The organism is Streptomyces sp. NPDC047515, from assembly GCF_040643055.1.
In the GTDB taxonomy this organism is placed as follows: Bacteria; Actinomycetota; Actinomycetes; order Streptomycetales; family Streptomycetaceae; genus Streptomyces.
On the sequence record NZ_JBEYTM010000028.1, the window covers coordinates 16417 to 39598 of the forward strand.

The window sequence follows — 23182 nt, forward strand, 5'->3', positions numbered from 1 at the left end:
GTCACCGGGCGGCGTCGTCCGGGCGGGCCGGGTGCGGTCGGCTGCCGGAGGGGCGTCGGATGCGGTCGGCTACCGGACGGGCACCGGGGCGGCTACCAGACGAACGCCGCGGACTGGTTGACCGTCGCCACGCACGGAACCGTGGCCGACGTCGGGGACGAGGCCACGATCTGCAGTGACCAGTTGGTGGCGCTCGGCGGACCGGACAGCACCACGGAGTTCGTGGTGTCGCCCGCCGCCAGAGTGCCGGAGGTGAGCTTCAGCGGCCCCAGGGTGATCGGGTTGGGGCTGGTCATGCCGGGGTTGGTCTTCCCGGAGAACTGCACCTGACTGGTGACGCCGCCCGAGGTCTTGGTGAGCTTGAGCGTCGTCGTGATGCTGTTCGGGTCGGCACTGGTGCCGGTCGGCATGGTGATCGCGGTGGAGTTGATCTTGATGGTCTTGGACGTGCCCGAGTCGGCCGCGGTCAGGGTGGCGAGACCGCTGCCCCAGGTGCCGCAGTCGTACGTGGCCGTCGCGGTGAGCGGGGCCACCGCCTGGGCCGTCGGTGCCAGGGCGAGAGCCGCGACGATGGAACACGCCGCGGCCGGCGCGAGCAGGAGGCGTCTTCGGTTCGAAGACAGCACTGAGGGGATCGACATGACGGGGAGAACTCCTTCCGGTTGAATTCCGCAGATTCGCGGTGAGTGCGGATCTGCGTGCCGGGCCCGGCATGTCGGGTGCAGTGAAACTGTGATCTTCAGAGATGTCAAGAGATGCCAACAGGAGCACTTAAAGTGCCCGCGGAAATGCTTTTCGGGCATTTCAGATAAGGATCAGTCAATTCTCTCTTGACTTCTCCGCACGCGACCTCCTCAATGTGCGCAATCAATGGGCCATGGAGGGGTGTCTGGTGATTCGACGACGAAGACCTGGCGTGACCGGTCTGCTCGCTGCCTGCTTCGTACTGTCCCTGAGCTGCGTCGGGGCCACCGCCCAGGCCGCACCGCCGCCCGCGCGGCAGGCCGCCGGTACGGTCACGCCGACCGTCCACTGCTCCCTGCCCGCCGGTCAGGGCGAGGCGACCGGGCCGCAGCAGATGACCGTCGAACTGTCACCCGCGGTCGTCGCCCCGGGCGGCAAGGTGCACGCGAAGGTCACGCTCGGCCCGTCCCCAGCCACCAGCGCTCTCGCGCTGGACGACGTGCCGACCATTCCCAGCCTCGACCTCGCCATGTCCGGCGGGGCCATCGGCACCGTGACCGTGCGGGGCGCCGAGTTCACGATGGACATCCCGGCCGGCAAGTCCATCGAACTCCCGCCGTACGAGGGGGACTTCCTGATTCCGGCGAACGCCTCCGGCGAGATCTCCTTCGCCCCGGTCCGTACGCTGACACAGACGAAGGTGCTCGGTTCGGTCTTCGAGACGCCCTGCGACGTGGTCGACGGGGGCGGCTCCGTCGGCACCGTCACGGCGGAGGGCACCGGCTCCGAGCCCGCACACCTGACCGCTCCCGCCGACCCCGTACGACCCAACACCGCCGTGACACTGGGTGGTTCGGGATGGACGCCGGGCGGCGCGCCCGTTCCCTCGCTCTGCGCGGTGGGCGGTGGCGGCTGCGATCCGCTGAAGTTCAAGAGCCCCACCCTCACCATCGACAGCTACGGAACGCTGCACGGCACGGCCACCCTCGCGGAGGCCGGTGCGGTGCCGGACGGCGCGTACGAGGTGAAGGTCAACGACGGTACGAAGGAAGCCACCGCTCCCCTCACCGTCAAGGCCGTCGCGGCCGGCGACCGCGAGATCTCACTGTCGCGGAGCAGCGGACCGGTCGGCAGCGTGATCACGGTCAGCGGCAAGAACTACAACCCGGACCACTGGATCAATGTCATCGGCCTCGACGCGACGGGCACCGGGCTCGACGACAGTGCGGTCTACGTCAAGAGCGGCCCCGACGGCACCTTCGCCGTCGAGTTCACCGTGATCTCCGACGCCGTCGTCGCCGTCCAGGCCGACGAGGGCAATGATCCGGCGACCGTACGGACCGCCCCGTTCACCGTCTCCACGGGCGGGGGAGGAGGCGGTGGCAGTGCCGACCAGAAGCTGAACACCTCGGTCCGGGCCGGGACGCTGTCCATGGTCCAGGACGGCGACACCGTCGACTTCGGTACGACGGTCCTGGGCACCGGCAGCGGTGTGCAGCGCTCCCGGCTCAACCGGGTCGAGGTGGAGGACGGCCGAGGCGTCAACAGCGGCTGGTCCCTCACCGCCACCCTCACCGGCTTCACCAGCGCCGACGGGGGCACCATCCCGGCGGACGCCGTCCGGTGGACACCCAGATGCACGGCGCAGAACGGAAGCGTGGGGGTGCCGGTGGCCGGCTCGCCCGCCGCGCTCGGGAGCGAGGCGGCGAGCCTGTGCCGGATGAATCCGGACGGATCCCGCCCGTTCACGGGCGGCCGGTTCGACGCCGATGCCGATCTCACTCTGACGGTTCCCGGATTCACCCGGCCCGGAGATTACAGCGCCACCCTGACACTCACTCTTCTCTGAGATCCGTCACCGTCAGGGAAGTCGGAGAAACCAGGGAAGTCAGGGAAGCCAGGGAAAGTACCGGAGACGCCCGCCTGCTCCGTATCGCAATGGAGCAGGCGGGCGTCGCCCTTTCGAATTCGAAGAATTTCCGTATGCGCGAAGGAGCCGCATGTCCGTACGGCCGAGATCGAGAAGACCAAGAAGACCGGGAAGGCGAGGAGGGCCGGGCGCGGTGTTACGTCGTGCCGTCGCGCTCACCGCGGGGGCCGTGCTCGTCTGGACCGGTGGGACCGTCGTACTCGCCCCCGCCGCCCACGCGGGTACGGTCACCCCGACCGTCCACTGCTCCCTGCCCGCCGGGCAGGGCGAGGCCACCGGGCCGCAGCAGATGAGCGTCGACCTCTCGCCCGCCATCGTCGACCCCGGCGGCAAGGTCCACGCCAAGGTCACCCTCGGACCGTCGCCCGCGACCAGCGGGCTCAGCCTGAGCAATGTGCCCACCACCCCCAGCATCGACTTCGCGATGTCGGGCGGCGCGAGCGGCACGGTCACCGTCACCGGACCCCAGATCAACCTCGACATCCCGTCCGGGAAGCCCATCGAGATCCCGCCGTACGAAGGGGACTTCCTCATCCCGGCCGACGCGAGCGGGCCGATCTCCTTCACCCCGGTGCGCAATCTGACGCGGACCAAAGTGCTCGGCTCCACCTATGAGACCCCGTGCGACGTGGTCGGCGGGGGCGGCTCCATCGGCACTGTGACCGCTGAGGGCACCGCGGGGCATCCGGCCACCCTGACCGCGCCCACCACCGCCGTCCGGCCGTCCACGCCCGTCTCCCTGACGGGCAGCCTGTGGACTGTCGGCGCCACCCCCGTACCGTCGCTGTGCTCGGCGGACGGTGGGGGCTGCGACACCGGCAAGTTCGTCTCCAGCACCCTCGCGATCAGCGGCTCGGGGGAGCTGACCGGAAGCGCGGTGCTCGCCCCCGCGGGCACGGTGCCGGACGGCTCGTACCTGGTGAAGGTCGGCGACGGTACGAAGGAGGCGACCGCGCCCCTGACCGTCAAGGCGTATCAGCCCGGCGGGCCGCGGGCCATCGCGCTCTCCCGCTCCGGCGCGCCGGTCGGCAGCGTCGTCCAGGTGACCGGCAGCAACTACTTCCAGGACCGCTGGATCAACACCGTCGGCCTGGACGCGAGCGGGGCGACGCTCGACGACACCGCCGTCTATGTGAAGAGCACCCCCGACGGCACGTTCAGCGTCGACTTCACCGTCTCCGACCCGGCCATCGCCGCGATCCAGGTCGACGAGGGGAACGACCCGGCCACCGTGCTGACCACGCCGTTCACCGTGACGGACGCCTCCGCGACGCTCTTCGCGGGCGCGGCGAAGGTCAAACCCGGCGGGACGATCACCGTCTCCGGCGGTGACTGGCCCACCGGCACCACACCCGTCGCCGCGCTCTGCGCCGCCGACGGCAGCGGCTGCGACAGCGCGCGGATCAGTGGCTCCACCCTCCGGATCAACGCCGACGGAACGCTCGCCGGTACGGTCACCGTGGCCGGATCCACTCCGCGCGCCGTGTACGCGCTCCAGGTCACCGCGGGAGGAGCGCAGGCGGTCACGCCGCTGACCGTGGCCCCGTCCTTCGTCGTCCTCACCCCGTCGGCCGGTCCGAAGGGCACCGCCGTCACCGTCCTCGGACAGGGCTTCGCGAAGGTCGCCACCGTATCCATCGTCGGTCTGCGGGCCGACGGATCGCAGACGTCCGACCCGGCGAAGACGAAGGTGGTCGGGCTGGACGGGGCGTTCTCGCAGACCTTCACGGTCAATGCCACCGACACCGTCGCGATCCGGGTCCGGGAGGTGCTCGTCAATCCCCGTACCGAGACGGCGGCGTTCACGGTGCAGGACGGGAGCGTTCCCGCCGGGCCGTCCTTCGCGCTCTCGCCGCCCGAGGGCCCGGTCGGCACGGCGGTCCAGGTGACCGGGCGCGGCTTCGCCCCCGTCGCCACGGTCTCGGTGACCGGCCGCACCGCGGACGGGAAGCAGACCTCGGACTCGTACGTCACCCGGGTCATCGGCCTGGACGGCACCTTCGCTCTCAACTTCACCGTCCGCGACCCGGCGACGAAGGCGATCAGGGCCTGCGAGGTGCTCGTGAACGGAAAAATTGTGCAACAGTCGTTCACGGTGAGTTAACGCTGGTTCACTACTGGTGTACGCAGGGTCGTGAAGGCGTCGGCCGACCTGGACGCGCGTAGACGTCCAGGCTTCGGCCGGCGCCGCGCTGACCGGCCCATATGCTTCTTCACCACAACTCCTCTTCCGCTGACGCCCGGATTCTGGACGAGGTCTTCCGCTGAGCGGACTGTCTCGCTACTGTCCCCAAAAATGAACGCCCCGTGGCAATGCCGCCGCGGAGCGCAGCCGGTGCCTTGGCCAGGCCGGCGGCCTCTCCGTGCGTCGCCGCTGGGACCGGCGGCGCACATTCCGTGGGACCAGCCGCCGCCGCTCACCAAAGAGGAGAGGGCGTCGTGACCGCGGAAACCTCCCAGACGCTCGACCGGGGACTGAGGGTCCTCAAACTGCTCGCCGACACCGACCACGGCCTGACCGTCACCGAGTTGTCCAACAGACTCGGCGTCAACCGAACAGTGGTCTACCGTCTGCTTGCCACCCTGGAACAACACGCCCTGGTGCGCCGCGATCTGGGCGGCCGGGCCAGGGTGGGCCTGGGTGTGCTGCGCCTGGGCCGCCAGGTGCATCCGCTCGTACGGGAAGCCGCGCTCCCCGCGCTGCGCTCCCTCGCCGAGGACATCGGTGCCACCGCCCATCTCACGCTGGTCGACGGCAGCGACGCGCTGGCGGTCGCGGTCGTCGAGCCGACCTGGACCGACTACCACGTGGCCTATCGGGCCGGCTTCCGTCACCCGCTGGACCGGGGTGCCGCGGGCCGGGCGATCCTCGCCGCCCGCCAGAAGCCGGTGGGGGAGTCGGCCTTCACCCTCACCCATGGCGAACTCGAAACCGGGGCGAGCGGGGCCGCGGCCGCGCTGGTGGGGGTGACGGGGGTCGAGGGCAGCGTGGGTGTGGTGATGCTCGCCGACTCCATACCCGAACGGGTCGGCCCCCGCGTGGTGGACGCGGCCCGTGAGGTGGCGGACGCGCTCAGGTAGGGCTTTCGGCGGGTGCGGTCCGGGGCGCCCGCACCACCCGGCCCGTGCGCGGTCGCCCCGGCGGTTAGATTGGGCGGGTGCTCACTCGTCTCTCGCGCTCCCGCACCCTCGTCCTGTGCGCCCTGCCCGTCCTCGCCCTGTTCGGTGTGGCCGCCTTCGCGCCGCTGCCGTTCACGCTGGCGCAGCCCGGCACGACCGCGAACGTGCTCGGGAGCGATCACGGCACGCCGGTGATCAGCATCAAGGGCGCACCCACCCGCCCCACCAAGGGCGAACTGCGGATGACGACGATCGTCGCGACCGGGCCCACCGCAGACGTCGGCATCGGCGATGTGGTCGACAGCTGGTTCCGCACGGACCGGGCGGTGCTGCCCCGCGAATCCGTCTACCCGACCGGCGGCTCCGAGAAGGAGATCGAGAAGCACAACCTGGAGGACATGAGGACGTCGCAGAACTCCGCCGTCGACGCGGCCCTGGGCTACCTCGGCAAGCCCAAGAGCTCGGTCGACGTCACCCTGCACCTCGCCGACGTGGGCGGTCCGAGCGCGGGACTGTTCTTCGCGCTCGGCATCGTCGACAAGCTCGCGGGCGACGGCTCCGGCGGCGATCTCACCGGTGGCCGCACCATCGCGGGCACCGGCACGATCCAGGCGAACGGCGAGGTCGGAGCGGTCGGCGGGGTGTCGCTGAAGACCCAGGCCGCGCACCGCGACGGCGCGACCGTCTTCCTCGTCCCGAAGGCCGAATGCAACGCGGCGGGCGCCGAGCTGCCCAAGGGGCTCCGGCTGATCCCGGTCACGACCCTCAAGAACGCGGTGTCCTCGCTCCGGGCGCTGGAGCAGGGGCACAAGGTACCGAGCTGCTGACCTCGGCGGCCGGTGACGGCACGGCGGCGTCCACCGCTTCCCCAGCCCCGGACTCCGGCCCGAAGCCGCCCTCGGCCCCCGGCCTCTCGCCGGCCCGGGACTCGGCCCCGGCGTCAGACCCGCCCCCGGCCTTGCCCCCGGACCCCACCTCGTCCATCGTGCGCCACACCGGGAACACCACCGGGCTCAGTGTCGCCAACAGGTACACCCCGCCCATCGCCAGCAGCGCGCCCCGCGCGCCCGCGCTCTCCACCAGCAGGCCCGCCGCGAGACCGCCCACCGGCATGGCGAGTTCGCCGCCCGCCGTGAGGACCCCGGAGACCCGGCTGCGCAGCTCGTCGGGCACGCTTCCGTAGATCACCGTCGTCAGGACCGGGTTCAGCATCCCGCCCGCGATGCCGCTCAGCGCCATGGTCACGGCGAGCGGCAGCGTCGTACCGGTCAGCGCCGCGACGGCGTACCTGGGCGCACCGCACAACAGCACGCACACCGTGAACACGGCCCGCCGCGAGAAACGGTCGCCGAACCATCCGTACAGCAGCGCCCCGGTCAGTCCACCGGCGCCGAAGAGCGCGGTGAGCAGCCCGATGTCCCGGGCACCGCCGAGTTCGGCGGAGGCGTGCACCGGCAGCAGGACGGCGTTCCAGCCCTGATCGGTGCCGTTCATGAAGAGGACCATCACCACGACCGCCAGCAGCAGCCGGTTGCCCAGCAAGTAGGTGTATCCCTCGCGCAGTTCGGTGCGGTACGCGCGCAGCGACACCGGTGCCGCGGCCTTGCGGGGTTCGGCCGCCCGCACTCCGCGCACCCCGAACGCGATGAGCAGCGCGGACGTCAGAAACGTCGCGGCGTCCAGCAGCAGTACGGTCTCCGCGCCGACCAGCGCGATCAGCAGGCCGGCCAGCGCCGCGCCGACCATCCGGGCGCCGCGTGAGACGGCGTCGAAGAGGCTGGCGGCACGGGCGAGGGTGGTCCCGGCGTGTTCGGCGAGATCCGGTACGAGGACGTAGCGCGCCGTGTTGCCCGGGGTGTGCAGGAGCCCGCTGACGGCCATCAGCGCACACAGCGTCCAGAACGCCAGGGCGTCCGCGTAGTACAGCAGCGGGATGGCGGCGACGGCGAGGCCGCACACCAGGTCGGACGCGACGGAGACCCGGCGGCGTCCGATCCGGTCGATGACGGGCCCGCCGATCAGCGCGGAGACGACGATCGGCAGCGTCGCGCAGAAGGCGACGACACCGGCCCGCCCCGCGCTGCCCGTGGTCTCCAGGACGAACCACGGCACCCCGATCAGCGTGAGTGAAGTACCGGCCGTGGAGATGGAGTTGGCGGACAGTACGGCGATGAGCGGGGTGCGGTCGCGGCTGCGGTCCCCCCGCCCGCTCATGCCGTACCGGGCACGGCGGAGGAGCGGTCGGGGCTGCGGGGCATGATGCGCAGCCCCGACTCCACGAGGAGCCAGCCCAGTCGGGCGCGCAGCGAGGCGCGCGGATCGGCCGGGGCGAGATCGAAATCCATTGCCCGCTGCCGTAGTTCGGCGGAGCGCTGGTGGTGCAGCAGCAGATGGGTGTCGGGGTGCATGGCGGTGTCCTTCCGGTCGGAGGTGCTCGTTCCTCGGCGACTACGTCCCTCGGTGACTTCGTCGCACGGCCGGCTCGGCGCCCGGCGGCTTCTCGCACGGCCGGCCGGCGGCGTCGCGCGGCGGACCCGCCCACCGGGCGGGTTCGCCGCTCTTCGGGCCGTTGCCCGGCGGGCTTGCTACTCGGTGGGTTCGTTGCCCGGCTGCTTCGTTGCTCGGTGGGTTCGTTAGTCGGCGGGGCGAGGGAAGAGGTGCACATGGCTGCGGACGGTGGCCGAGCCCTCCGTGCCCTCCGGGACCCGGTCCTCATAGCTCGCGATGAGATCGTGGATCTTCCCGATCAGCTCCCTGGTGAGATCGGGGGTGAGACGCACCTTGAAATCGCTGGCGTCCCAGGCGTGCAGCCACTCCTCGGGCCATTCGTGCATCGTGCCGAGCCAGGTGTTCAGTTCCTGGGCGTGTGCGGTGGCGATCTCGTGGAGTACGACGCCGACGGCGCCGCGCACCTCGGGATCCGGGTGGCGCACGAATCGGTCGCTGTTGAAGGCCGTGCCCGTGTGGACGGCCCGCCACCAGCGTTCGCGCCCCTTGCCGCGTTCGGGGTCGTCCTCGACGAAGCCGTACGTCGCCAGCTGCCTGAGGTGGTAGCTGGTGGCGCCGCTGGACTCGCCCAGCCGGTCCGCGAGACCGGAGGCGGTGGCGGGGCCGAACTCACGGAGCGCGCTCAGCAGGCGCAGTCGCAGGGGGTGGGCGAGTCCGCGCAGCGTGCGGGCGTCGACCGTGTGGACCTTCGGAGCGGCGACGGCGCGCTCGCCGTCGTCCTCTGTTGCGGGCATGGCTCAACCGTAGAGTTGCAAAACTCTCTTTGCAACAGTTTTTTTGCAGCGACTTCTTTGCATGCCTCTTGCTTCTCGGGGCCCCGCGGGGGCTCACCCCTTCTTGATGAACCCCTCCTGGATCAGCCACTCCTTCGCCACCTCGTGCGGGTCCTGCCCGTCCACGTCCACCTTGGCGTTGAGCTCCTGGGCGACCTCCGTCGTCAGCTTCCTGCTGACCGGGTCGAGCAGCTCCGCGATCTGCGGGTACTTCTCGAAGGTCTTGCTGTGGACGACGGGCGCCGCGTTGTAGTTGGGGAAGAAGTGCTTGTCGTCCACGAGCACTTCGAGGTCCATGGCCTTGATCCGGCCGTCCGTGGTGAACACCTCGCCCAGCAGGCAGGAGTTGGACTTCGAGACCTGGGTGTAGATGATCCCGGCGTCCATCTTCTTGATGTTGGCGGTCGGCAGCGTCATCCCGTACGCCTTCTCCATGCCCGGCAGCCCGTCGTCGCGCGAGGCGAACTCGTTCTCCACGCAGATCGTCACCGCCGACGGGTTCTTCCCGGCCAGCACCGCGACGTCGGAGAGCGTCCTCAGGTGGTACTTCGCGTTGTTCCTCCGGCTGATGGCGAGCGCGTAGGTGTTGTTGAGGGTGGACGGCGGCAGCCAGGTCACGCCGTTCCTCCGGTCCTCGTCACGGACCGCCTCCCACTGCTTCAGCGGGTCGGCGATCGGCTTCGCATGGCCCAGGTAGGTGATCCAGCCGGTGCCCGTGTACTCGTACATGGCGTCCGCCCCGCCCTTGACGATCGCCTCGCGCGCGCTGATCGAACCGGGCAGGTTCGTCCGGTCCAGGACCTCCGCCCCGGCGGCCTTGAAGACCAGGCCGATCATCTGGCCCAGGACGATGTTCTCGCTGAAGTTCTTCGAGGTGACGGTCAGCGAGGCGCCGGACAGCGGCCTTCCCCGGCCGACGGAGCCCGGCACCACGTCGTCCACCATCGGTGAGCCGCTCTTCAGTCCGCACCCGGAGAGCAGCAGCGCCAGAGCGAGCGCCCCCACGAGCCCGGCACGCACCTTTCGCGGGCCCATGCTCACCCCACCTCCAGCCCACGCGGCGTCAGTGCCAGCTCGACCAGCGAGGCCAGCCAGTCCACCAGCAGCGCCAGCACCACCGTCAGCACGGAACCGAGCACCAGCACCGGCATCCGCTGAGTCTGGATGCCCGAGGTGATCAGGTCCCCGAGGCCGCCGCCGCCGACGAAGGTGGCCAGGGTCGCCGTACCGACATTGAGCACCAGCGCCGTCCGTACACCGGCCAGGATCAACGGCACGGCGAGTGGCAGTTCGACCTTGGTGAGCGTCCCCATCGCGGACATGCCGATGCCGCGCGAGGCCTCGACCAGGTTCGGTTCGATCGCCTTCAGGCCGGCCACCGTGTTCGAGAAGACCGGCAGCACCGCGTAGATCACCATGCCGGTGATCGCCGTCGACGGGCCGATGCCCAGCCAGATCACCAGCAGTGCCAGCAGGCCGATCGCCGGGGTCGCCTGCCCGATGTTGGCGATCGCGGTGACCAGTGGGGCGCCCTTGCGCAGCCTGCGCCGGGTCAGCGCGATCCCCAGCGGGATGGCGATGATCAGCACCCAGAACGTCGAGATCGCGGTCAGCTTCACATGCTGCCACCAGCGCAGCTGCACATTGCCGCCGGTGAGCGAGTTCCGCGCGATCGAGTCGAGGTGGACGTGGGTGATCCACAGATAGGTGGCGGCCAGGACGACCGCGAGCGCGAGCGGCAGGAGCACCAGTTGGCGCCAGGTGATCCGGCGCCGCGGCCCGGCCGGTGGCGGTGCGGGTTCCTCCTCCTCGTCGCGGAAGGCGTGGCCCCTGACGTCGTGTTCGCCGGCCGGGCGGTCCTTGTCGGACGCGGGCGCCGGGTGAAGGGAGCGCCCAGACCGCTTCGATTCGGGATTCAGCGGGGAGTTGGGAGTCATGCGCCCGGACCGCCCTCCAGCTCCTGTTCGGTCTGGTGGGTGCGCAGCTCCTCCAGGTCGTGCTGGTGCTCGATGGCGGCGAGCCGGTCGGCCTCCAGCAGTTCATGGACGGAGTTCATCAGGGTCTCCATGTCGACGACCCCGATGAACTCGCCGCGCCGCCCCGTCACCGCGACCCGTCCGCCGCTGTCGGTCAGCACCGCCTCCAGCGCGTCGTGCAGCGTCGCGTCGCGCGTCACGGTGTCGTGGACCAGTTGCCCGGCACGCGCCAGCGAACCCCGGGCCCGCATCAGGTCGCCGCGCCGCAGCCACTTGTACGGGCGGTTCCTGCGGTCCAGCATCAGCAGCTCGTTGTGCGGGCCGCCGCGCAGCCTGTTGAAGATCGACTGGAGCGGGTCGTCGACCGTCACCGTCGGGAACTGGGCCATCTCCACATCCCGTACGCGGGTGAGGTTGAGCCGCTTCAGCGCCGCCCCGGCACCGACGAAACCCGAGACGAAGTCGTCCGTCGGGTTGGTGAGGATCGCCTCGGGGGTGTCGAACTGCGCGATGTGCGAACGCTCCCGCAGTACGGCGATCCGGTCACCCAGCTTGATCGCCTCGTCGAAGTCATGGGTGACGAAGACGATCGTCTTGTGCAGCTCGTGCTGGAGGCGGATCAGCTCGTCCTGGAGATGGTCGCGGGTGATCGGGTCGACCGCGCCGAACGGCTCGTCCATCAGCAGCACCGGCGGATCGGCCGCCAGGGCCCGTGCCACGCCCACCCGCTGCTGCTGTCCGCCGGACAGCGCCCGCGGATAGCGCCCGTGGAACTCCCGCGGATCCAGCCCGACCAGATCGAGCATTTCCTCGACCCGGTCCTTCACCTTCGACTTCGACCAGCCGACCATCCTCGGTACCAGGGCAATGTTCTCGGCGACCGTCATGTGCGGGAAGAGCCCGGACGACTGGATCGCGTATCCGATCTTGCGGCGCAGCTTCACCGGGTCGATGTCGGTGACGTCCTCGTCGTTGATCCTGATCCGTCCGGACGTCGGCTCGATCAGCCGGTTGATCATCTTCAGGGTGGTGGACTTCCCGCAGCCGGACGGGCCGACGAAGATCACCGTCTCGCCGGCCTTGATGTCCATCGTGACGTTGTCCACCGCCGGGTTCGGATTGCCCGGGTAGCGCTTGGTCAGATTGTCCAGGTGGATGGTGGCGCCGGACGTGGTCCGCGTCGGCGCGGCGTCGCCGGCGGCCGTGCTCCCGTGGGCGGCCCCGGAGCCGGCCGTCTCAGACACGGATCCCCCTGGGAATGGTGAGCCGCCCGAGCAGTACGTACGCGGCGTCGAAGAGCAGGGCGAGGATGACGATGCCGAGCGTGCCCGCGAGCACCTGATTGATCGCGTTGGCGCTGCCCAGCGAGGCGATGCCGCGGAAGATCTCGTTGCCCAGGCCGGGGCCCGAGGCGTACGCGGCGATGGCGGCGATGCCCATCAGCATCTGTGTGGAGACCCGGATGCCGGTGAGGATCGGCGGCCAGGCGAGCGGCAGCTCCACCCGGCACAGCCGGGCCGGTCTCGACATCCCGATGCCCCGCGCCGCGTCGACCAGTGCCGGATCGACGCCGCGCAGCCCCACGATGGAGTTGCGGACGATGGGCAGCAGTCCGTACAGCGTCAGAGTGATCACCGTGGGCGCGACCCCGAGCCCGACCAGCGGGATGAGCAGACCGATCGCGGCGAGCGAGGGAATGGTGAGGACCGTCGCCGTCGATGTGATCGCCAGCGACCCCGCCCATCCGCTGCGATAGGTGACGACGCCGATCAGCACGCCGAGCACCGTGGCGATGACCATGCACTGGAACACGGCGCTGACGTGCTGGTACGCGTCGGTGAGCAGCTGTTGGTGCCGGTTGCCCAGATACTCCCAGAAGCTCACACGCCACTCCTCGCCTCAGTCGTCGTCCCCCGCGGCCTGCTCGACGAGCGGGATGACGCGCAGCGGAACCGGGTTCTCCATCACGATGGCCGTGGAGGCCCGGACGATGCCATCAAATCCGACAACCCGGTCGATCACCCGTTGGAGATCGGCGTTGGAACGCGCGACGAGACGGCAGAGCATGTCGCCGTGCCCCGTGGTCGTGTGCAGCTCCAGCACTTCCGGAACGCCGGCCAAGTGGGCCCGTACATCGCCCCCTTGACCCTGCTTGATCTCCAGGGTCGCGAACGCGGTGACGGGGTAGCCGAGCGCCGCCGGATCGACGGTCGGACCGAATCCGCGAATGACTCCATTCGACTGAAGCCGGTCGAGGCGGGCCTGCACCGTCCCGCGCGCCACGCCGAGCCGGCGCGATGCCTCCAGGACGCCGATCCGGGGCTCGCGGGCCAGCAGTACGATGAGCCGCCCGTCCAAGTGATCGATCGCCATGATCCGCCTCCGGGGGTCGCTGTGATGGTCATCATGTACAGATAGCCCGGCCATCGTCCCTTTCGGTTATGCAGATTGCCCAGGGGATTCGCGAACTGTTGCGCACCTTGCGAAGCGGCGAGAGTCTTCGAACATGACTGAGACTCTGCACACCACCCCCGACACAGCCCGGCAGGCCGACCCCTTCCCGGTCAAGGGAATGGACGCGGTCGTCTTCGCCGTCGGCAACGCCAAGCAGGCCGCGCACTACTACTCGACGGCCTTCGGCATGAAGCTGGTCGCCTACTCCGGACCGGAGAACGGCAGCCGCGAGACGGCGAGTTATGTCCTGACCAACGGATCCGCCCGTTTCGTCTTCACCTCCGTCATCAAGGCGTCCACCGACCACGGCCGCTTCCTCGCCGACCATGTCGCCGAGCACGGCGACGGTGTCGTCGACCTGGCCATCGAGGTCCCGGACGCCCGAGCGGCCTACGCGTACGCGGTCGAACACGGCGCCCTCGGTCTCACCGAACCGCACGAGGTCAAGGACGAGCACGGCACGGTCGTGCTCGCCGCCATCGCCACGTACGGCAAGACCCGCCACACCCTCGTCGAGCGCACCGGCTACGAGGGCCCCTACCTGCCCGGCTTCGTTGCTGCGGCCCCGATCGTCGAGCCGCCCGCCAAGCGCTTCTTCCAGGCCATCGACCACTGCGTCGGCAATGTGGAACTCGGCCGGATGAACGAGTGGGTCGGCTTCTACAACAAGGTCATGGGCTTCACCAACATGAAGGAGTTCGTGGGCGACGACATCGCCACCGAGTACTCCGCGCTCATGTCCAAGGTCGTCGCCGACGGCACGCTCAAGGTCAAGTTCCCGATCAACGAGCCGGCCATCGCCAAGAAGAAGTCCCAGATCGACGAGTACCTGGAGTTCTACGGCGGCGCGGGCGTCCAGCACATCGCGCTCGCCACGAACGACATCGTCGCCTCGGTGCGGGCGATGCGGGCGGCCGGCGTCCAGTTCCTGGACACCCCCGACTCGTACTACGACACCCTCGGCGAGTGGGCGGGCGAGACCCGGGTCCCCGTGGAGGTCCTGCGCGAGCTGAAGATCCTCGTCGACCGCGACGAGGACGGCTACCTGCTGCAGATCTTCACCAAGCCGGTCCAGGACCGCCCGACCGTCTTCTTCGAGATGATCGAACGCCACGGCTCGATGGGCTTCGGCAAGGGCAACTTCAAGGCCCTGTTCGAGGCGATCGAGCGCGAGCAGGAGAAGCGCGGCAACCTCTGATCCCCAGGGCGTGACGGCGGGGCCCCGGCGCAGCCGGGGCCCCGCCTCGGGTGCGGCTCCCACCGGCGGGCACGCCCCGGCACACGGCGCGTGGGCCGATCGCCCCGGCGGCCTGTCAGCTCCCGCCCGGCGCGTGCGTGCCGGGGCCGGGCGCTCCCGCCGCCATCCGCAGGTCCGGATCGCTCGGTTGCGGCCCGGGGTTCGGCGTACTCGGCTCCGCCACCGGGGTCGAGGCCCGCGCCGGGGTTCTCGCGGGAGCCGGCCGCTGCGGTGTCGGTGCGGGGGTCTCCGGCTCGGCCCGCGCCGCCGGCTCGGGTTCCGGGGCGGGCCGCATGTCCCGCGGGCCGCCCGCCGTGAGCCGGGCCAGCGAGTCCAGCGCCTCCTGGGACGCCGGTGCCTCCAGCGGTGAGAAGTGCGGATTGGTGCGCAGCGCCGCCTCCAGATTGCGGCGCGCCGGACCGTAGTCCTTCAACGCCTGCTGAATCGCGCCCAGGTGGGACATGTACGAGGCGTTCCGCCCACTCGTGTCGACCGCCTGCGTCGCGTACTTCAGCGCGGCGGACGAATCGCCGGAGCGGTGCAGCGCCCAGCCCAGCGCGTCCGCCACCGCCGCGCTGCGGTGCGCTCGGCCCCACTCCGCCCGCAGCAGCTTCACCGCCACCGCCGGATCTCCGTGAGCGGCCTCGAAACGGCCGCGCAGCAGCGCGTTGTCCACTCCCTGGGCGTCGCCGCGCGAGAGAGCCTCACCGAGCTTTCCGTACTGGTTTTGGGCCTCGTCGTCCCGGCCCAGCGACTCGTACAGCTCACCCAGTTCGAGCATGTAGTCGGGCCGGGGAAGACGAGCCAGCGCCGCCCGGTAGTCGCGCAGCGCCTCGTCGGTACGGCCGAGCGCCGCCAGTGCCCTGGCCCGGCCAGCGAGCGACGGAGGGTGGGCACGGTCGGTCCGCAGCGCCGCGCCGTACTGCGCCACCGCCTCCTCGGGCTCGCCCCGCTCCCAGGCCAGTTCGCCCAGCAGGTACAGGCATTCCGCCTTCTGCGCCGGAACCGTGGCCCGGTCGGCCGCGCCCTGCGCGTTCGCCAGCGCGTCCTCGCGCCAGCCGCGGTCCCGGTACATCCGCGCCGTACGCAGGAGCGCCGTGCCGCCGGGGCGCAGCGCCGTGAACCTCTCCACCGCCGTGCGTGAGGCCGTGTAGTCACCGAGGCCGTTGTACGCGTCGATCAGGGACGGGTAGACCGTCCACTGCTTCGGCTCCCGCGCCCGTACCTTCTCGCCCCACTTCTTCGCCGCGCCGAAGTCGCCCCGGGCATTGGCCAGCGCCGCGAGTCCCACCCAGGCCGCCGTGTTCCCGTTCTCACCCGGCTCGACGTTCAGCGAGCGCTGCAGCGCCTGCTCGGCCCGGCCGTAGTACGCCTCGTCCGCGGAGCGCTGCCCCCATTCCACGTAGGACGTACCGAGCAGCGCCCACGCCCCCGCGTCGGAAGGATGCGTGCCCACCCACTGCTGCCGGTCCCCCATCAGCGCCGTCAGATCGGAGAGCGAGGCGGGATAGCCCAGGTCCGTCGCCTTCAGGGCCCGCGAGACCGGACCCGGCGCGGGCGGCGGCGCCGACTTCTTCTCGTCCTCCGGCACGGCCACCACCGCACCCGTCACCAGCACCGCGCCCGCCACCATGCCCATGGCCGCCCTGCGCAGCGTCGTCCGCAGCGATACGGGGGGCAGCTCGTCCTCCGACGACGCCGGGTCCGGCGGTGCCGGCCGGGTTCCGGGGGGCTCAAGGGGAGGCTCGGTCGAATCGGGGGACTCCGGAGGCTGCTGCGGCATGACATCCATGCCGATCACTCTGCGTCAGTACGAAGAGCACACCGCGTCTTGCGAAGGCAGCCGCAGACGGGTTCACACCAATGGGCCCCGGGTGCCACGCTTGGATCTTGACTTCCTCCCCTCGTGAACGAGGGGATTCCTGCGGCTCGCGCCGTGGGGGTTTCTGCTTCGTCGCCGACTGCCTGCCCGGAGAACTCCGTTGAGGCCTTACACCAGCTCCACAGACTGTCACCGCCAGCCCGGCGGCCAGAAGGTTCTTCGCTGCGTTCACGTCCCGGTCGTGGGTCGTTCCGCAGTCGCACGTCCAGGTACGGACATTCAGCGGCATCTTCTCGGCGAGGGTGCCGCAGGCGGAGCACAGCTTGGACGAGGGGAACCATCGGTCGACGGCGATCACCTCGCGCCCGTACCAGGCGGCCTTGTACTCCAGCATGGAGCGGAACTCGCTCCAGCTCGTGTCCGAGATGGCTCGGGCGAGCGTGTGGTTCGTGACCATGTTGCGCACGGTCAGGTCCTCGATCACGAGCGTTTGGTTTTCACGCACGAGCCGAGTGGTCAGCTTGTGGAGCGGTCACGGCGACGGTCGGCGATCCTCGCGTGGATCTCGGCGACCTTGCGCCGGGCCTTGGCCCGGTTGGCGCCCTCGCCCCTGGCCTTGCGGGACAGTTTCCGCTGAGCTTCGGCGAGTCGGTCGCGGTCTCGGCGTTCGTGCCGGGGGTTGGCGATCTTCTCCCCGGTGGAGAGGGTCAGCAGGTGGTCCAGACCGACATCGATCCCGACCGCGCTGTCGGTGGCGGGGAGGGGCTGGACGGACGGGTCGTCACACAGCAACGAGATGAACCAGCGTCCCGCCGCGTCCTGGGAAACGGTCACCGTGGACGGCCTCGCCCCCTCGGGGAGCGACCGGGACCACACGATGTCCAGAGGTTCGGTCATCTTCGCCAGGGTCAGCTCCCCGTCACGGAAGCGGAACCCGCTGGTGGTGTACTCCGCCGACTTCCGCGACTTCTTCCGCGACTTGAAGCGCGGGTACTTCGCCCGCTTGCCGAAGAAATGGGTGAACGCGGTCTGCAGGTGCCGCAGTGTCTGCTGGAGCGGCACCGACGAGACCTGGTTGAGGAACGCCGGCTCCTCGGTCTTCTTCCACGCCGTCAGCATCGCCGACGTTGCGTTGTAGTTGACCCGCTCCTGCCGTACCCATGCCTCCGTGCGGGCGGGAGCGAGGTGCTGCGAGTTAAGATCAAATCTGCGGGTCACAGCACGGCCTTTCGCCCTGGGGGCGAAACTCCGCTTCTTGCCCTGCTCCGCAGGAGTCCGTTTCCTCTCCGCCCCGAAGGGCGGAGCAGCCACGGAGGAATCCGATGAATGGTCTTCTCGAACGACTGCGTGCGGGGCTGCCCGACGAGGCCCTGATCACCGATCCCGACATCACCGCCTCCTACGCCCACGACATGGCGAGCTTCTGCGACGCGGGCACACCGGCCGTCGTCGTGCTCCCGCGCACGGTCGAGCAGGTCCAGCACGTCATGCGCACGGCCACGGCCCTGCGCGTCCCGGTCGTCCCGCAGGGGGCCCGCACCGGTCTGTCGGGCGCGGCCAACGCCTCCGACGGCTGCATCGTGCTGTCCCTGGTGAAGATGGACCGGATCCTGGAGATCAGCCCGGTCGACCGGATCGCCGTCGTCGAACCGGGCGTCGTCAACGCGGTGCTGTCCCGGGCGGTCGACGAGCACGGCCTCTGCTACCCGCCGGATCCCTCCAGTTGGGAGACGTGCACCATCGGCGGCAACATCGGCACCGCGTCCGGCGGTCTGTGCTGCGTGAAGTACGGGGTCACCGCGGAGTACGTGCTCGGCCTGGAGGTCGTCCTCGCCGACGGGCGGCTGCTCACCACCGGCCGCCGCACCGCGAAGGGCGTCGCCGGCTACGACCTGACCCGGCTCTTCGTCGGCTCGGAGGGCAGCCTCGGCATCGTCGTCAAGGCCGTGCTGGCGCTGAAGCCCCGTCCGCCGCGGCAGCTGGTCCTGGCCGCCGAGTTCCCGAGCGCGGCCACCGCCTGCGACGCCATCTGCCGGATCATGGAGCGTGGTCACACCCCGTCACTCCTCGAACTGATGGACCGTACGACGGTCCGTGCCGTCAACAAGACGGCCTCCATGGGCCTCCCCGACACCACCGAGGCGCTGCTGCTCGCCGCCTTCGACACCCCGGACCCGTCGGCCGACCTGGCCGCCGTCGCCGAGCTGTGCACCGCGGCGGGCGCCACCGAGGTGGTCCCCGCGGCGGACGCCGCCGAGTCCGACCTGCTGCTCCAGGCCCGGCGGATGGCGCTCACCGCGCTGGAGACCGTCAAGCCGGCCACGATGATCGACGACGTCTGCGTACCGCGCTCGAAACTCGGCGCGATGCTCGAAGGCACCGCCGCCGTCGCCGAGAAGTACGGCCTCACCATCGGTGTCTGCGCACATGCGGGCGACGGCAACACCCACCCCGTCGTCTGTTTCGACCACACCGACGCCGACGAGTCCCGGCGGGCCCGTGCGTCCTTCGACGAGATCATGGCGCTCGGCCTGGCGCTCGGCGGCACGATCACCGGCGAACACGGGGTCGGCGTCCTGAAGAAGGAGTGGCTCGCGCGCGAACTCGGCGAGGTGAGCGTCGAACTGCACCGGGGCATCAAGCAGGCGTTCGACCCGCTGGGGCTCCTCAACCCGGGCAAGGTGTTCTGACGGCCGGCCGGGACCGTGGCCGTTCACGCGTCGCCGTCCTGCGACTCGTTCGGCCCCCACGGATCGCTCAGCCACAGATCGTCGGCCGGCAGCGGCGCGAGCAGCTCGGCGAGACCCTCGTCGATGCCCAGCCACTCGGACTCCGTACCCGGCGGGACCAGCCGCAGCGTCCGTTCCACCCAGGCGGCCACCACGGCGGACGGCAGCTCCAGGAGCGCGTCGCCGTCCGGTGAGGTCAGCGCCACGAAGATGACGTTGTGGACGTCGACCTTGGTCGGCCAGATCCGTACGTCCCCGTGGCCGCACGGCCGGAACACGCCCTCGACCAGAAGATCGCGGGCGAACGTCCAGTGGACGGGGAACTCGGAGCCGATGTGAAAGGCGACGTGCACGGCGTACGGATCGTCCGTGCGATACGTCAGCCGGGCGGGGACGGGGATGCTCCGCTCGGGCGACAGAACCAGCTTGAACTCCAGCTCGCGTTCCACGACGGTGTGCATGAGTACGTCCTTCCAGTGCCTGTGGGCCGGTCCCGTGACCGGTCCGCACTGGGAGAGAGCGCCCTCCCCGCCACCTATTACGCGACTTCGGGAAAAAATTTCCGGGTGACCGGAAAGTGGCCCAATCCCCTGGACCGGCCCAGGGGTACGCGGGCGTCTGATAGATGTGGACCCGTTGAATTGCGGCCTCGAAGAGATACGGGACCACGGTGATGAGCGCCCCAACCCCGGCACCCGGTGACGAAAGCCCCCGCGAGGGGTACTACCCCGACCCGTCCATTCCCGGATACGTCCGGTACTGGAACGGCGCTTCGTGGGTGCCCGGCACGAGCCGGCCCGCCCCTCAGCAGGGCGAACCGGTGCCCGGCGGAGCGGCGGGCGGGCCGCAGCCGACGGCCCCGGCGTCCGCGTCGGCCGACGCACCGGTGGACGAGACCGGTCCGGTCTTCCTCGACGAGGAACCGTTCGCGGACAACCGTCCCGAACCGGCCACCGCCTGGCAGGCCGACGCGTCCCGGCAGACCGGCTTCGGCGGGGAGCGCGACCGGCGGGTCTCCTGGGGCGGCACCGGGCAGCCCGGCGAGCGGGGACGGCCATCGGGTCCGGAGTCCGCGGCCGGGTCCGGCTCGGGACCGGAGCCCGGCCGGGATCCCCGTACGTCGGCCGGCCGGCTCCCGGCCGATCTCGTCCCCGCGGTCCGGGCACCCGTCGGCCGCGCTCCCGCGGACCCGCGCCGACCCGCCTCCCCGGACCCGGCGGGCGGCGCGCTGCCGGCCGTGCACGGCGGCGGCCAGGCACCCGAGAACACCGTCGCGATCCGGGGCGACCGCACGGGCCGCCCCGGTGGCAGCGGTACGGGCAGCGGCGGCGACGCGGGAGGGCCGCCCACCGACGGCACGGTCGCGATCCGTGCCGTGGGCCGGGGCACCCGTCCGCCCGCACCCCGGACGACGGAACAGCCGCCCGCGAACGGGACGATGGCGATCCGCGCGCTCGCCCCGGGGACCGGTGCGCGGCCTCCCGCGCAGACCCCGGCGCAGGCCCCCGCCCCGGCCCCTGCCCCGGCCGCTCCCACCCCGGGCGAGCCCAACAGCCCGGTCACGCCGGGTGCGGGCGACGGCGCCGCCTCCTGGGCGCAGCACGTCCATCAGCTCGCCCACGCCGAGCAGGCCCCCCAGCCCCAGCCCCAGCCCCAGCCACAGCCGCAGCCGCAGCCCCAGCTCCCGCTCCAGGCCCAGCAGCCCCATCGGCAGTTCGGTGCGCAGGGTGGACAGCCGGACCAGCCCGTCGTGCCCTGGAAGCCCCCGGTCAACGATCACTTCCAGCAGCTCGCGCAGGCCCAGGCATCGGCCAGGCCCGCCGGACTCGGCAAGCGGTTCGCCGCCCGGCTCGTCGACACGGTGGTGCTGGCCGCGCTGGTCGGCGCGATCGGGTTCCCGTTCGTCTCGCGGGCGATGGACCACATCGACGCGAAGATCAGCGCGGCGAAGCTGTCCGGCGAGACGGTCACCGTCTGGCTGGTGGACTCCACCACGGCCGGTCTGTTCGGCGCGGTGCTCGGCGCGTTCCTGGTGCTCGGCGTCCTGCTGGAGGCACTGCCGACCGCCAAGTGGGGCCGTACGCTCGGCAAGAAGCTCTGCGGGCTCGAAGTGCGGGACATCGAGTCCCACGGGCCCCCGGCCTTCGGTGCCGCGCTGCGCCGCTGGCTGGTCTACGGCGTGCTGGGCGTCCTGGTGGTCGGGGTGGTCAATGTGCTCTGGTGCCTGTTCGACCGGCCGTGGCGGCAGTGCTGGCACGACAAGGCGGCGCACACCTTCGTCGCGGGCTGACCCGGGCGGTGACCCATCGCGCCGACCACGCGGGCCGGCTTCGGACATCGGGGCCGACCCGCGCGGGGAGCCGCTGAGCGCACTCGTCCGGCTGACGGCCCATCGGGTGAGGGGGCCTCGGGGAGACCCCGTTCCCCCGAACGCACCTGAGCCGTTGCGGGCGCCCGTGGGCCGGGATGCACTGCCCCCATGAGCAACGATCAGCCGACGTCCGGTGAGCCGCCCGAGGACGACCCGTTCCTCAAGAAGCCACAGGGGTCACAAGGGCCGCAGGGGCCGCAGGAGCCCCCGGGGCCGCAGGGGCCTCAGGAGCCTCCAGAGCCCCAGGGGCCGCCATCGGGTTCGCCCTACGACAGCGCTCCGCCTCCGCCGCCGTACGATCCCGGTCCCTATGGCGGCGGTGGCCCGTACGGGGGTGCCGATCCGCTGGCCGGTATGCCGCCGCTCGGCGAACCGGGGAAGCGGATTCTGGCCCGGCTGATCGACTTCCTGATCATCTCGATCCCGCTGTATCTGATCTCGTTGCCCTGGGGCGGCGCGGTCGAGGTGTCGAACGACAACACCAGCAACAACGGTGTCGGCAACGTCTTCAGCCAGACGTACAGCGGTCACCAACTGCTCTGGTCACTGATCGGGCTGGTGGTCTACGTCGCGTACGACACGTACTTCACGCACAAGGACGGCCGGACCATCGGTAAACGGCTGCTGAAGCTGCGGGTCGCGATGCTCAACGACGGCCGGGTGCCGGACACCGGGGCGGCGTTCCTGCGGGCCGTGGTGCTGTGGCTGCCGGCGCTGCTGTGCTGCCCCTGCCTGTGGTGGCTGATCAACATCGTGCTCATGTTCACGGACAAGCCCTATCGGCAGGGCCTGCACGACAAGTCGGCGAAGACGGTGGTCGTCCAGACCAACTGAGGCATGCGTCCTCACCCCCCCATGCCACAAAGGCCTCGGTCTTCGTACGGGCTCGGTCGTCGAACCCGTACGAAGACCGAGGCCGTTGAGCCGTCAGCGCCGCAGGGAGTGCTGGTTCAGACGCTCGTCCGCACGCGCTGTTCTCCGCTGCTCGGCCGCGCGGGCCGCCGGGATCGGGGCCCGGACGCCGTCGAGGGCGAGGCCCTCGGCCTCGACGGCGGCGGAGACCGCGTCCTGGTTCGTACGGGCTGCGGCCCCGGCCCTCGACGACCTCGCTGTTTTCGCCCGGGACGGGAGGGGTACGGTCACGGCCACCAGCAGACCGAGCGCGAGCGCCGCGGTCCCGATGACGGCGATGCCGAGGCCCGAACCCGTACGGGAGAGCAGCAGCATGGCGAGGGTGGAGAAGACGACGGTGACCGAACCGTAGGAGAGCTGTGCGGCAGTGATACGCGGCATGGCGGTATCCGTCCTCAGGGCATCGGATGGGCAGTCTCTCAACACGGTCGCACTGTCAAGCGACTCTACGACGGTGGATGCCCGAGCGGAGCCGGTAGTAAGCATGGCCTAACCCACGGTGCCGGTGCACGGGGGGCGCACGGAGTCATGCCGCGCTCCGGGCTTGGGCTGTGACGCGCCGGTCGCCCGCGTGGTGAACGTCCGGATAACGGAAATGCGCTCCTGCATAGTGCACTTGGCCTGTTCAAGTCAAGATCTGTCTTTTCTCTCGTAACTCCGGTCGAA

At 70.6% G+C, this 23182-nt stretch carries 20 protein-coding genes and 1 pseudogene; 8 read left to right on the forward strand and 13 right to left on the reverse strand.

All coding sequences use genetic code 11. The annotated features are described in order from the left end of the window. Positions 1-92: 92 nt before the first annotated feature. On the reverse strand, positions 93-641 hold the full coding sequence (locus tag ABZ826_RS22510) for a hypothetical protein (protein ID WP_361450973.1): 549 nt from the start codon (positions 639-641) through the stop codon (positions 93-95). A gap of 275 nt (positions 642-916) precedes the next feature. On the opposite strand from ABZ826_RS22510, the gene ABZ826_RS22515 reads away from it, so the two are divergent. The 4 genes from ABZ826_RS22515 (at position 917) to ABZ826_RS22530 (ending at position 6561) form a co-directional block, all read left to right on the forward strand. Further along, positions 917-2533: a hypothetical protein gene (locus ABZ826_RS22515; RefSeq protein WP_361450976.1), complete on the forward strand. Its 1617-nt coding sequence runs from the start codon at positions 917-919 to the stop codon at positions 2531-2533. Positions 2534-2747: 214 nt separating this feature from the next. Continuing rightward, positions 2748-4718, forward strand: coding sequence for a hypothetical protein (locus ABZ826_RS22520; protein WP_361450979.1), 1971 nt, complete (start codon positions 2748-2750; stop codon positions 4716-4718). A gap of 335 nt (positions 4719-5053) precedes the next feature. Next, positions 5054-5695, forward strand: a complete 642-nt coding sequence (locus ABZ826_RS22525; RefSeq protein ID WP_361450982.1) for a helix-turn-helix domain-containing protein — start codon at positions 5054-5056, stop codon at positions 5693-5695. Between the two features lie 77 nt (positions 5696-5772). Continuing rightward, positions 5773-6561: a S16 family serine protease gene (locus tag ABZ826_RS22530; protein WP_361450985.1), complete on the forward strand. Its 789-nt coding sequence runs from the start codon at positions 5773-5775 to the stop codon at positions 6559-6561. Here ABZ826_RS22530 and ABZ826_RS22535 read toward each other — a convergent pair. The 8 genes from ABZ826_RS22535 to ABZ826_RS22570 all read right to left on the reverse strand — a co-directional run bounded on the left by ABZ826_RS22535 (position 6500) and on the right by ABZ826_RS22570 (position 13364). Then, positions 6500-7948, reverse strand: coding sequence for an MFS transporter (locus tag ABZ826_RS22535; RefSeq protein ID WP_361450988.1), 1449 nt, complete (start codon positions 7946-7948; stop codon positions 6500-6502). The two genes, ABZ826_RS22530 and ABZ826_RS22535, sit on opposite strands and share 62 nt — an antisense overlap. Further along, positions 7945-8142, reverse strand: coding sequence for a hypothetical protein (locus ABZ826_RS22540; RefSeq protein WP_361450991.1), 198 nt, complete (start codon positions 8140-8142; stop codon positions 7945-7947). Before ABZ826_RS22540 ends, ABZ826_RS22535 begins: the two co-directional genes overlap by 4 nt. A gap of 225 nt (positions 8143-8367) precedes the next feature. Further along, positions 8368-8976, reverse strand: coding sequence for a winged helix-turn-helix domain-containing protein (locus tag ABZ826_RS22545; protein ID WP_361450994.1), 609 nt, complete (start codon positions 8974-8976; stop codon positions 8368-8370). 93 nt (positions 8977-9069) lie between these two features. Next, complete coding sequence (locus ABZ826_RS22550) at positions 9070-10050, reverse strand: glycine betaine ABC transporter substrate-binding protein (RefSeq protein ID WP_361450997.1); 981 nt, start codon at positions 10048-10050, stop codon at positions 9070-9072. 2 nt (positions 10051-10052) lie between these two features. Continuing rightward, positions 10053-10934, reverse strand: coding sequence for an ABC transporter permease (locus ABZ826_RS22555; protein ID WP_361451184.1), 882 nt, complete (start codon positions 10932-10934; stop codon positions 10053-10055). Positions 10935-10948: 14 nt separating this feature from the next. Continuing rightward, entirely contained in the window at positions 10949-12148 is a 1200-nt protein-coding gene (locus tag ABZ826_RS22560; protein WP_361451187.1) for a betaine/proline/choline family ABC transporter ATP-binding protein, read from the reverse strand. Positions 12149-12227: 79 nt separating this feature from the next. Next, positions 12228-12875: an ABC transporter permease gene (locus tag ABZ826_RS22565; protein WP_361451000.1), complete on the reverse strand. Its 648-nt coding sequence runs from the start codon at positions 12873-12875 to the stop codon at positions 12228-12230. A 15-nt stretch (positions 12876-12890) separates the two neighbouring features. Further along, entirely contained in the window at positions 12891-13364 is a 474-nt protein-coding gene (locus tag ABZ826_RS22570) for an Lrp/AsnC family transcriptional regulator (protein WP_361451003.1), read from the reverse strand. Positions 13365-13497: 133 nt separating this feature from the next. Here ABZ826_RS22570 and hppD point away from each other — a divergent pair, with 133 nt between their 5' ends. After that, a complete protein-coding gene (gene hppD, locus ABZ826_RS22575) occupies positions 13498-14643 on the forward strand; it encodes a 4-hydroxyphenylpyruvate dioxygenase (RefSeq protein WP_361451006.1) in 1146 nt (381 codons plus the stop codon). Positions 14644-14758: 115 nt separating this feature from the next. On the opposite strand, the gene ABZ826_RS22580 is transcribed toward hppD, so the two are convergent. Together ABZ826_RS22580 and ABZ826_RS22585 are read right to left on the reverse strand one after the other, a co-directional pair. Next, on the reverse strand, positions 14759-16474 hold the full coding sequence (locus ABZ826_RS22580) for a tetratricopeptide repeat protein (protein ID WP_361451009.1): 1716 nt from the start codon (positions 16472-16474) through the stop codon (positions 14759-14761). A 133-nt stretch (positions 16475-16607) separates the two neighbouring features. After that, positions 16608-17722: pseudogene (locus ABZ826_RS22585) on the reverse strand (RNA-guided endonuclease TnpB family protein); the annotation flags it as partial. A 104-nt stretch (positions 17723-17826) separates the two neighbouring features. Between ABZ826_RS22585 and ABZ826_RS22590 the strand changes: the two are divergent. Further along, positions 17827-19194: an FAD-linked oxidase C-terminal domain-containing protein gene (locus ABZ826_RS22590; RefSeq protein ID WP_361451012.1), complete on the forward strand. Its 1368-nt coding sequence runs from the start codon at positions 17827-17829 to the stop codon at positions 19192-19194. A gap of 23 nt (positions 19195-19217) precedes the next feature. Here ABZ826_RS22590 and ABZ826_RS22595 read toward each other — a convergent pair whose 3' ends face one another. Further along, positions 19218-19694 carry an SsgA family sporulation/cell division regulator gene (locus ABZ826_RS22595; protein WP_361451015.1) on the reverse strand — a complete coding sequence of 159 codons (477 nt, stop codon included), beginning with the start codon at positions 19692-19694 and terminating at the stop codon, positions 19218-19220. Positions 19695-19906: 212 nt separating this feature from the next. Here ABZ826_RS22595 and ABZ826_RS22600 point away from each other — a divergent pair, with 212 nt between their 5' ends. Both ABZ826_RS22600 and ABZ826_RS22605 read left to right on the forward strand, forming a co-directional pair. Beyond that, on the forward strand, positions 19907-21523 hold the full coding sequence (locus tag ABZ826_RS22600) for an RDD family protein (RefSeq protein ID WP_361451018.1): 1617 nt from the start codon (positions 19907-19909) through the stop codon (positions 21521-21523). A 189-nt stretch (positions 21524-21712) separates the two neighbouring features. After that, positions 21713-22438: an RDD family protein gene (locus ABZ826_RS22605; RefSeq protein ID WP_361451021.1), complete on the forward strand. Its 726-nt coding sequence runs from the start codon at positions 21713-21715 to the stop codon at positions 22436-22438. Between the two features lie 93 nt (positions 22439-22531). Here ABZ826_RS22605 and ABZ826_RS22610 read toward each other — a convergent pair whose 3' ends face one another. Further along, entirely contained in the window at positions 22532-22897 is a 366-nt protein-coding gene (locus tag ABZ826_RS22610) for a hypothetical protein (RefSeq protein ID WP_361451024.1), read from the reverse strand. Positions 22898-23182 lie beyond the last annotated feature (285 nt).

Coding starts and splice junctions, on each gene's coding strand:
- ABZ826_RS22510 (WP_361450973.1), bottom strand. CDS start 641: ATGTCGATCCCCTCAGTGCTGTCTTCGAACCGAAGACGCCTCCTGCTC.
- ABZ826_RS22535 (WP_361450988.1), bottom strand. CDS start 7,948: ATGAGCGGGCGGGGGGACCGCAGCCGCGACCGCACCCCGCTCATCGCC.
- ABZ826_RS22540 (WP_361450991.1), bottom strand. CDS start 8,142: ATGCACCCCGACACCCATCTGCTGCTGCACCACCAGCGCTCCGCCGAA.
- ABZ826_RS22545 (WP_361450994.1), bottom strand. CDS start 8,976: ATGCCCGCAACAGAGGACGACGGCGAGCGCGCCGTCGCCGCTCCGAAG.
- ABZ826_RS22550 (WP_361450997.1), bottom strand. CDS start 10,050: ATGGGCCCGCGAAAGGTGCGTGCCGGGCTCGTGGGGGCGCTCGCTCTG.
- ABZ826_RS22570 (WP_361451003.1), bottom strand. CDS start 13,364: ATGGCGATCGATCACTTGGACGGGCGGCTCATCGTACTGCTGGCCCGC.
- hppD (WP_361451006.1), top strand. CDS start 13,498: ATGACTGAGACTCTGCACACCACCCCCGACACAGCCCGGCAGGCCGAC.
- ABZ826_RS22580 (WP_361451009.1), bottom strand. CDS start 16,474: ATGGATGTCATGCCGCAGCAGCCTCCGGAGTCCCCCGATTCGACCGAG.
- ABZ826_RS22590 (WP_361451012.1), top strand. CDS start 17,827: ATGAATGGTCTTCTCGAACGACTGCGTGCGGGGCTGCCCGACGAGGCC.
- ABZ826_RS22595 (WP_361451015.1), bottom strand. CDS start 19,694: ATGCACACCGTCGTGGAACGCGAGCTGGAGTTCAAGCTGGTTCTGTCG.
- ABZ826_RS22600 (WP_361451018.1), top strand. CDS start 19,907: ATGAGCGCCCCAACCCCGGCACCCGGTGACGAAAGCCCCCGCGAGGGG.
- ABZ826_RS22605 (WP_361451021.1), top strand. CDS start 21,713: ATGAGCAACGATCAGCCGACGTCCGGTGAGCCGCCCGAGGACGACCCG.
- ABZ826_RS22610 (WP_361451024.1), bottom strand. CDS start 22,897: ATGCCGCGTATCACTGCCGCACAGCTCTCCTACGGTTCGGTCACCGTC.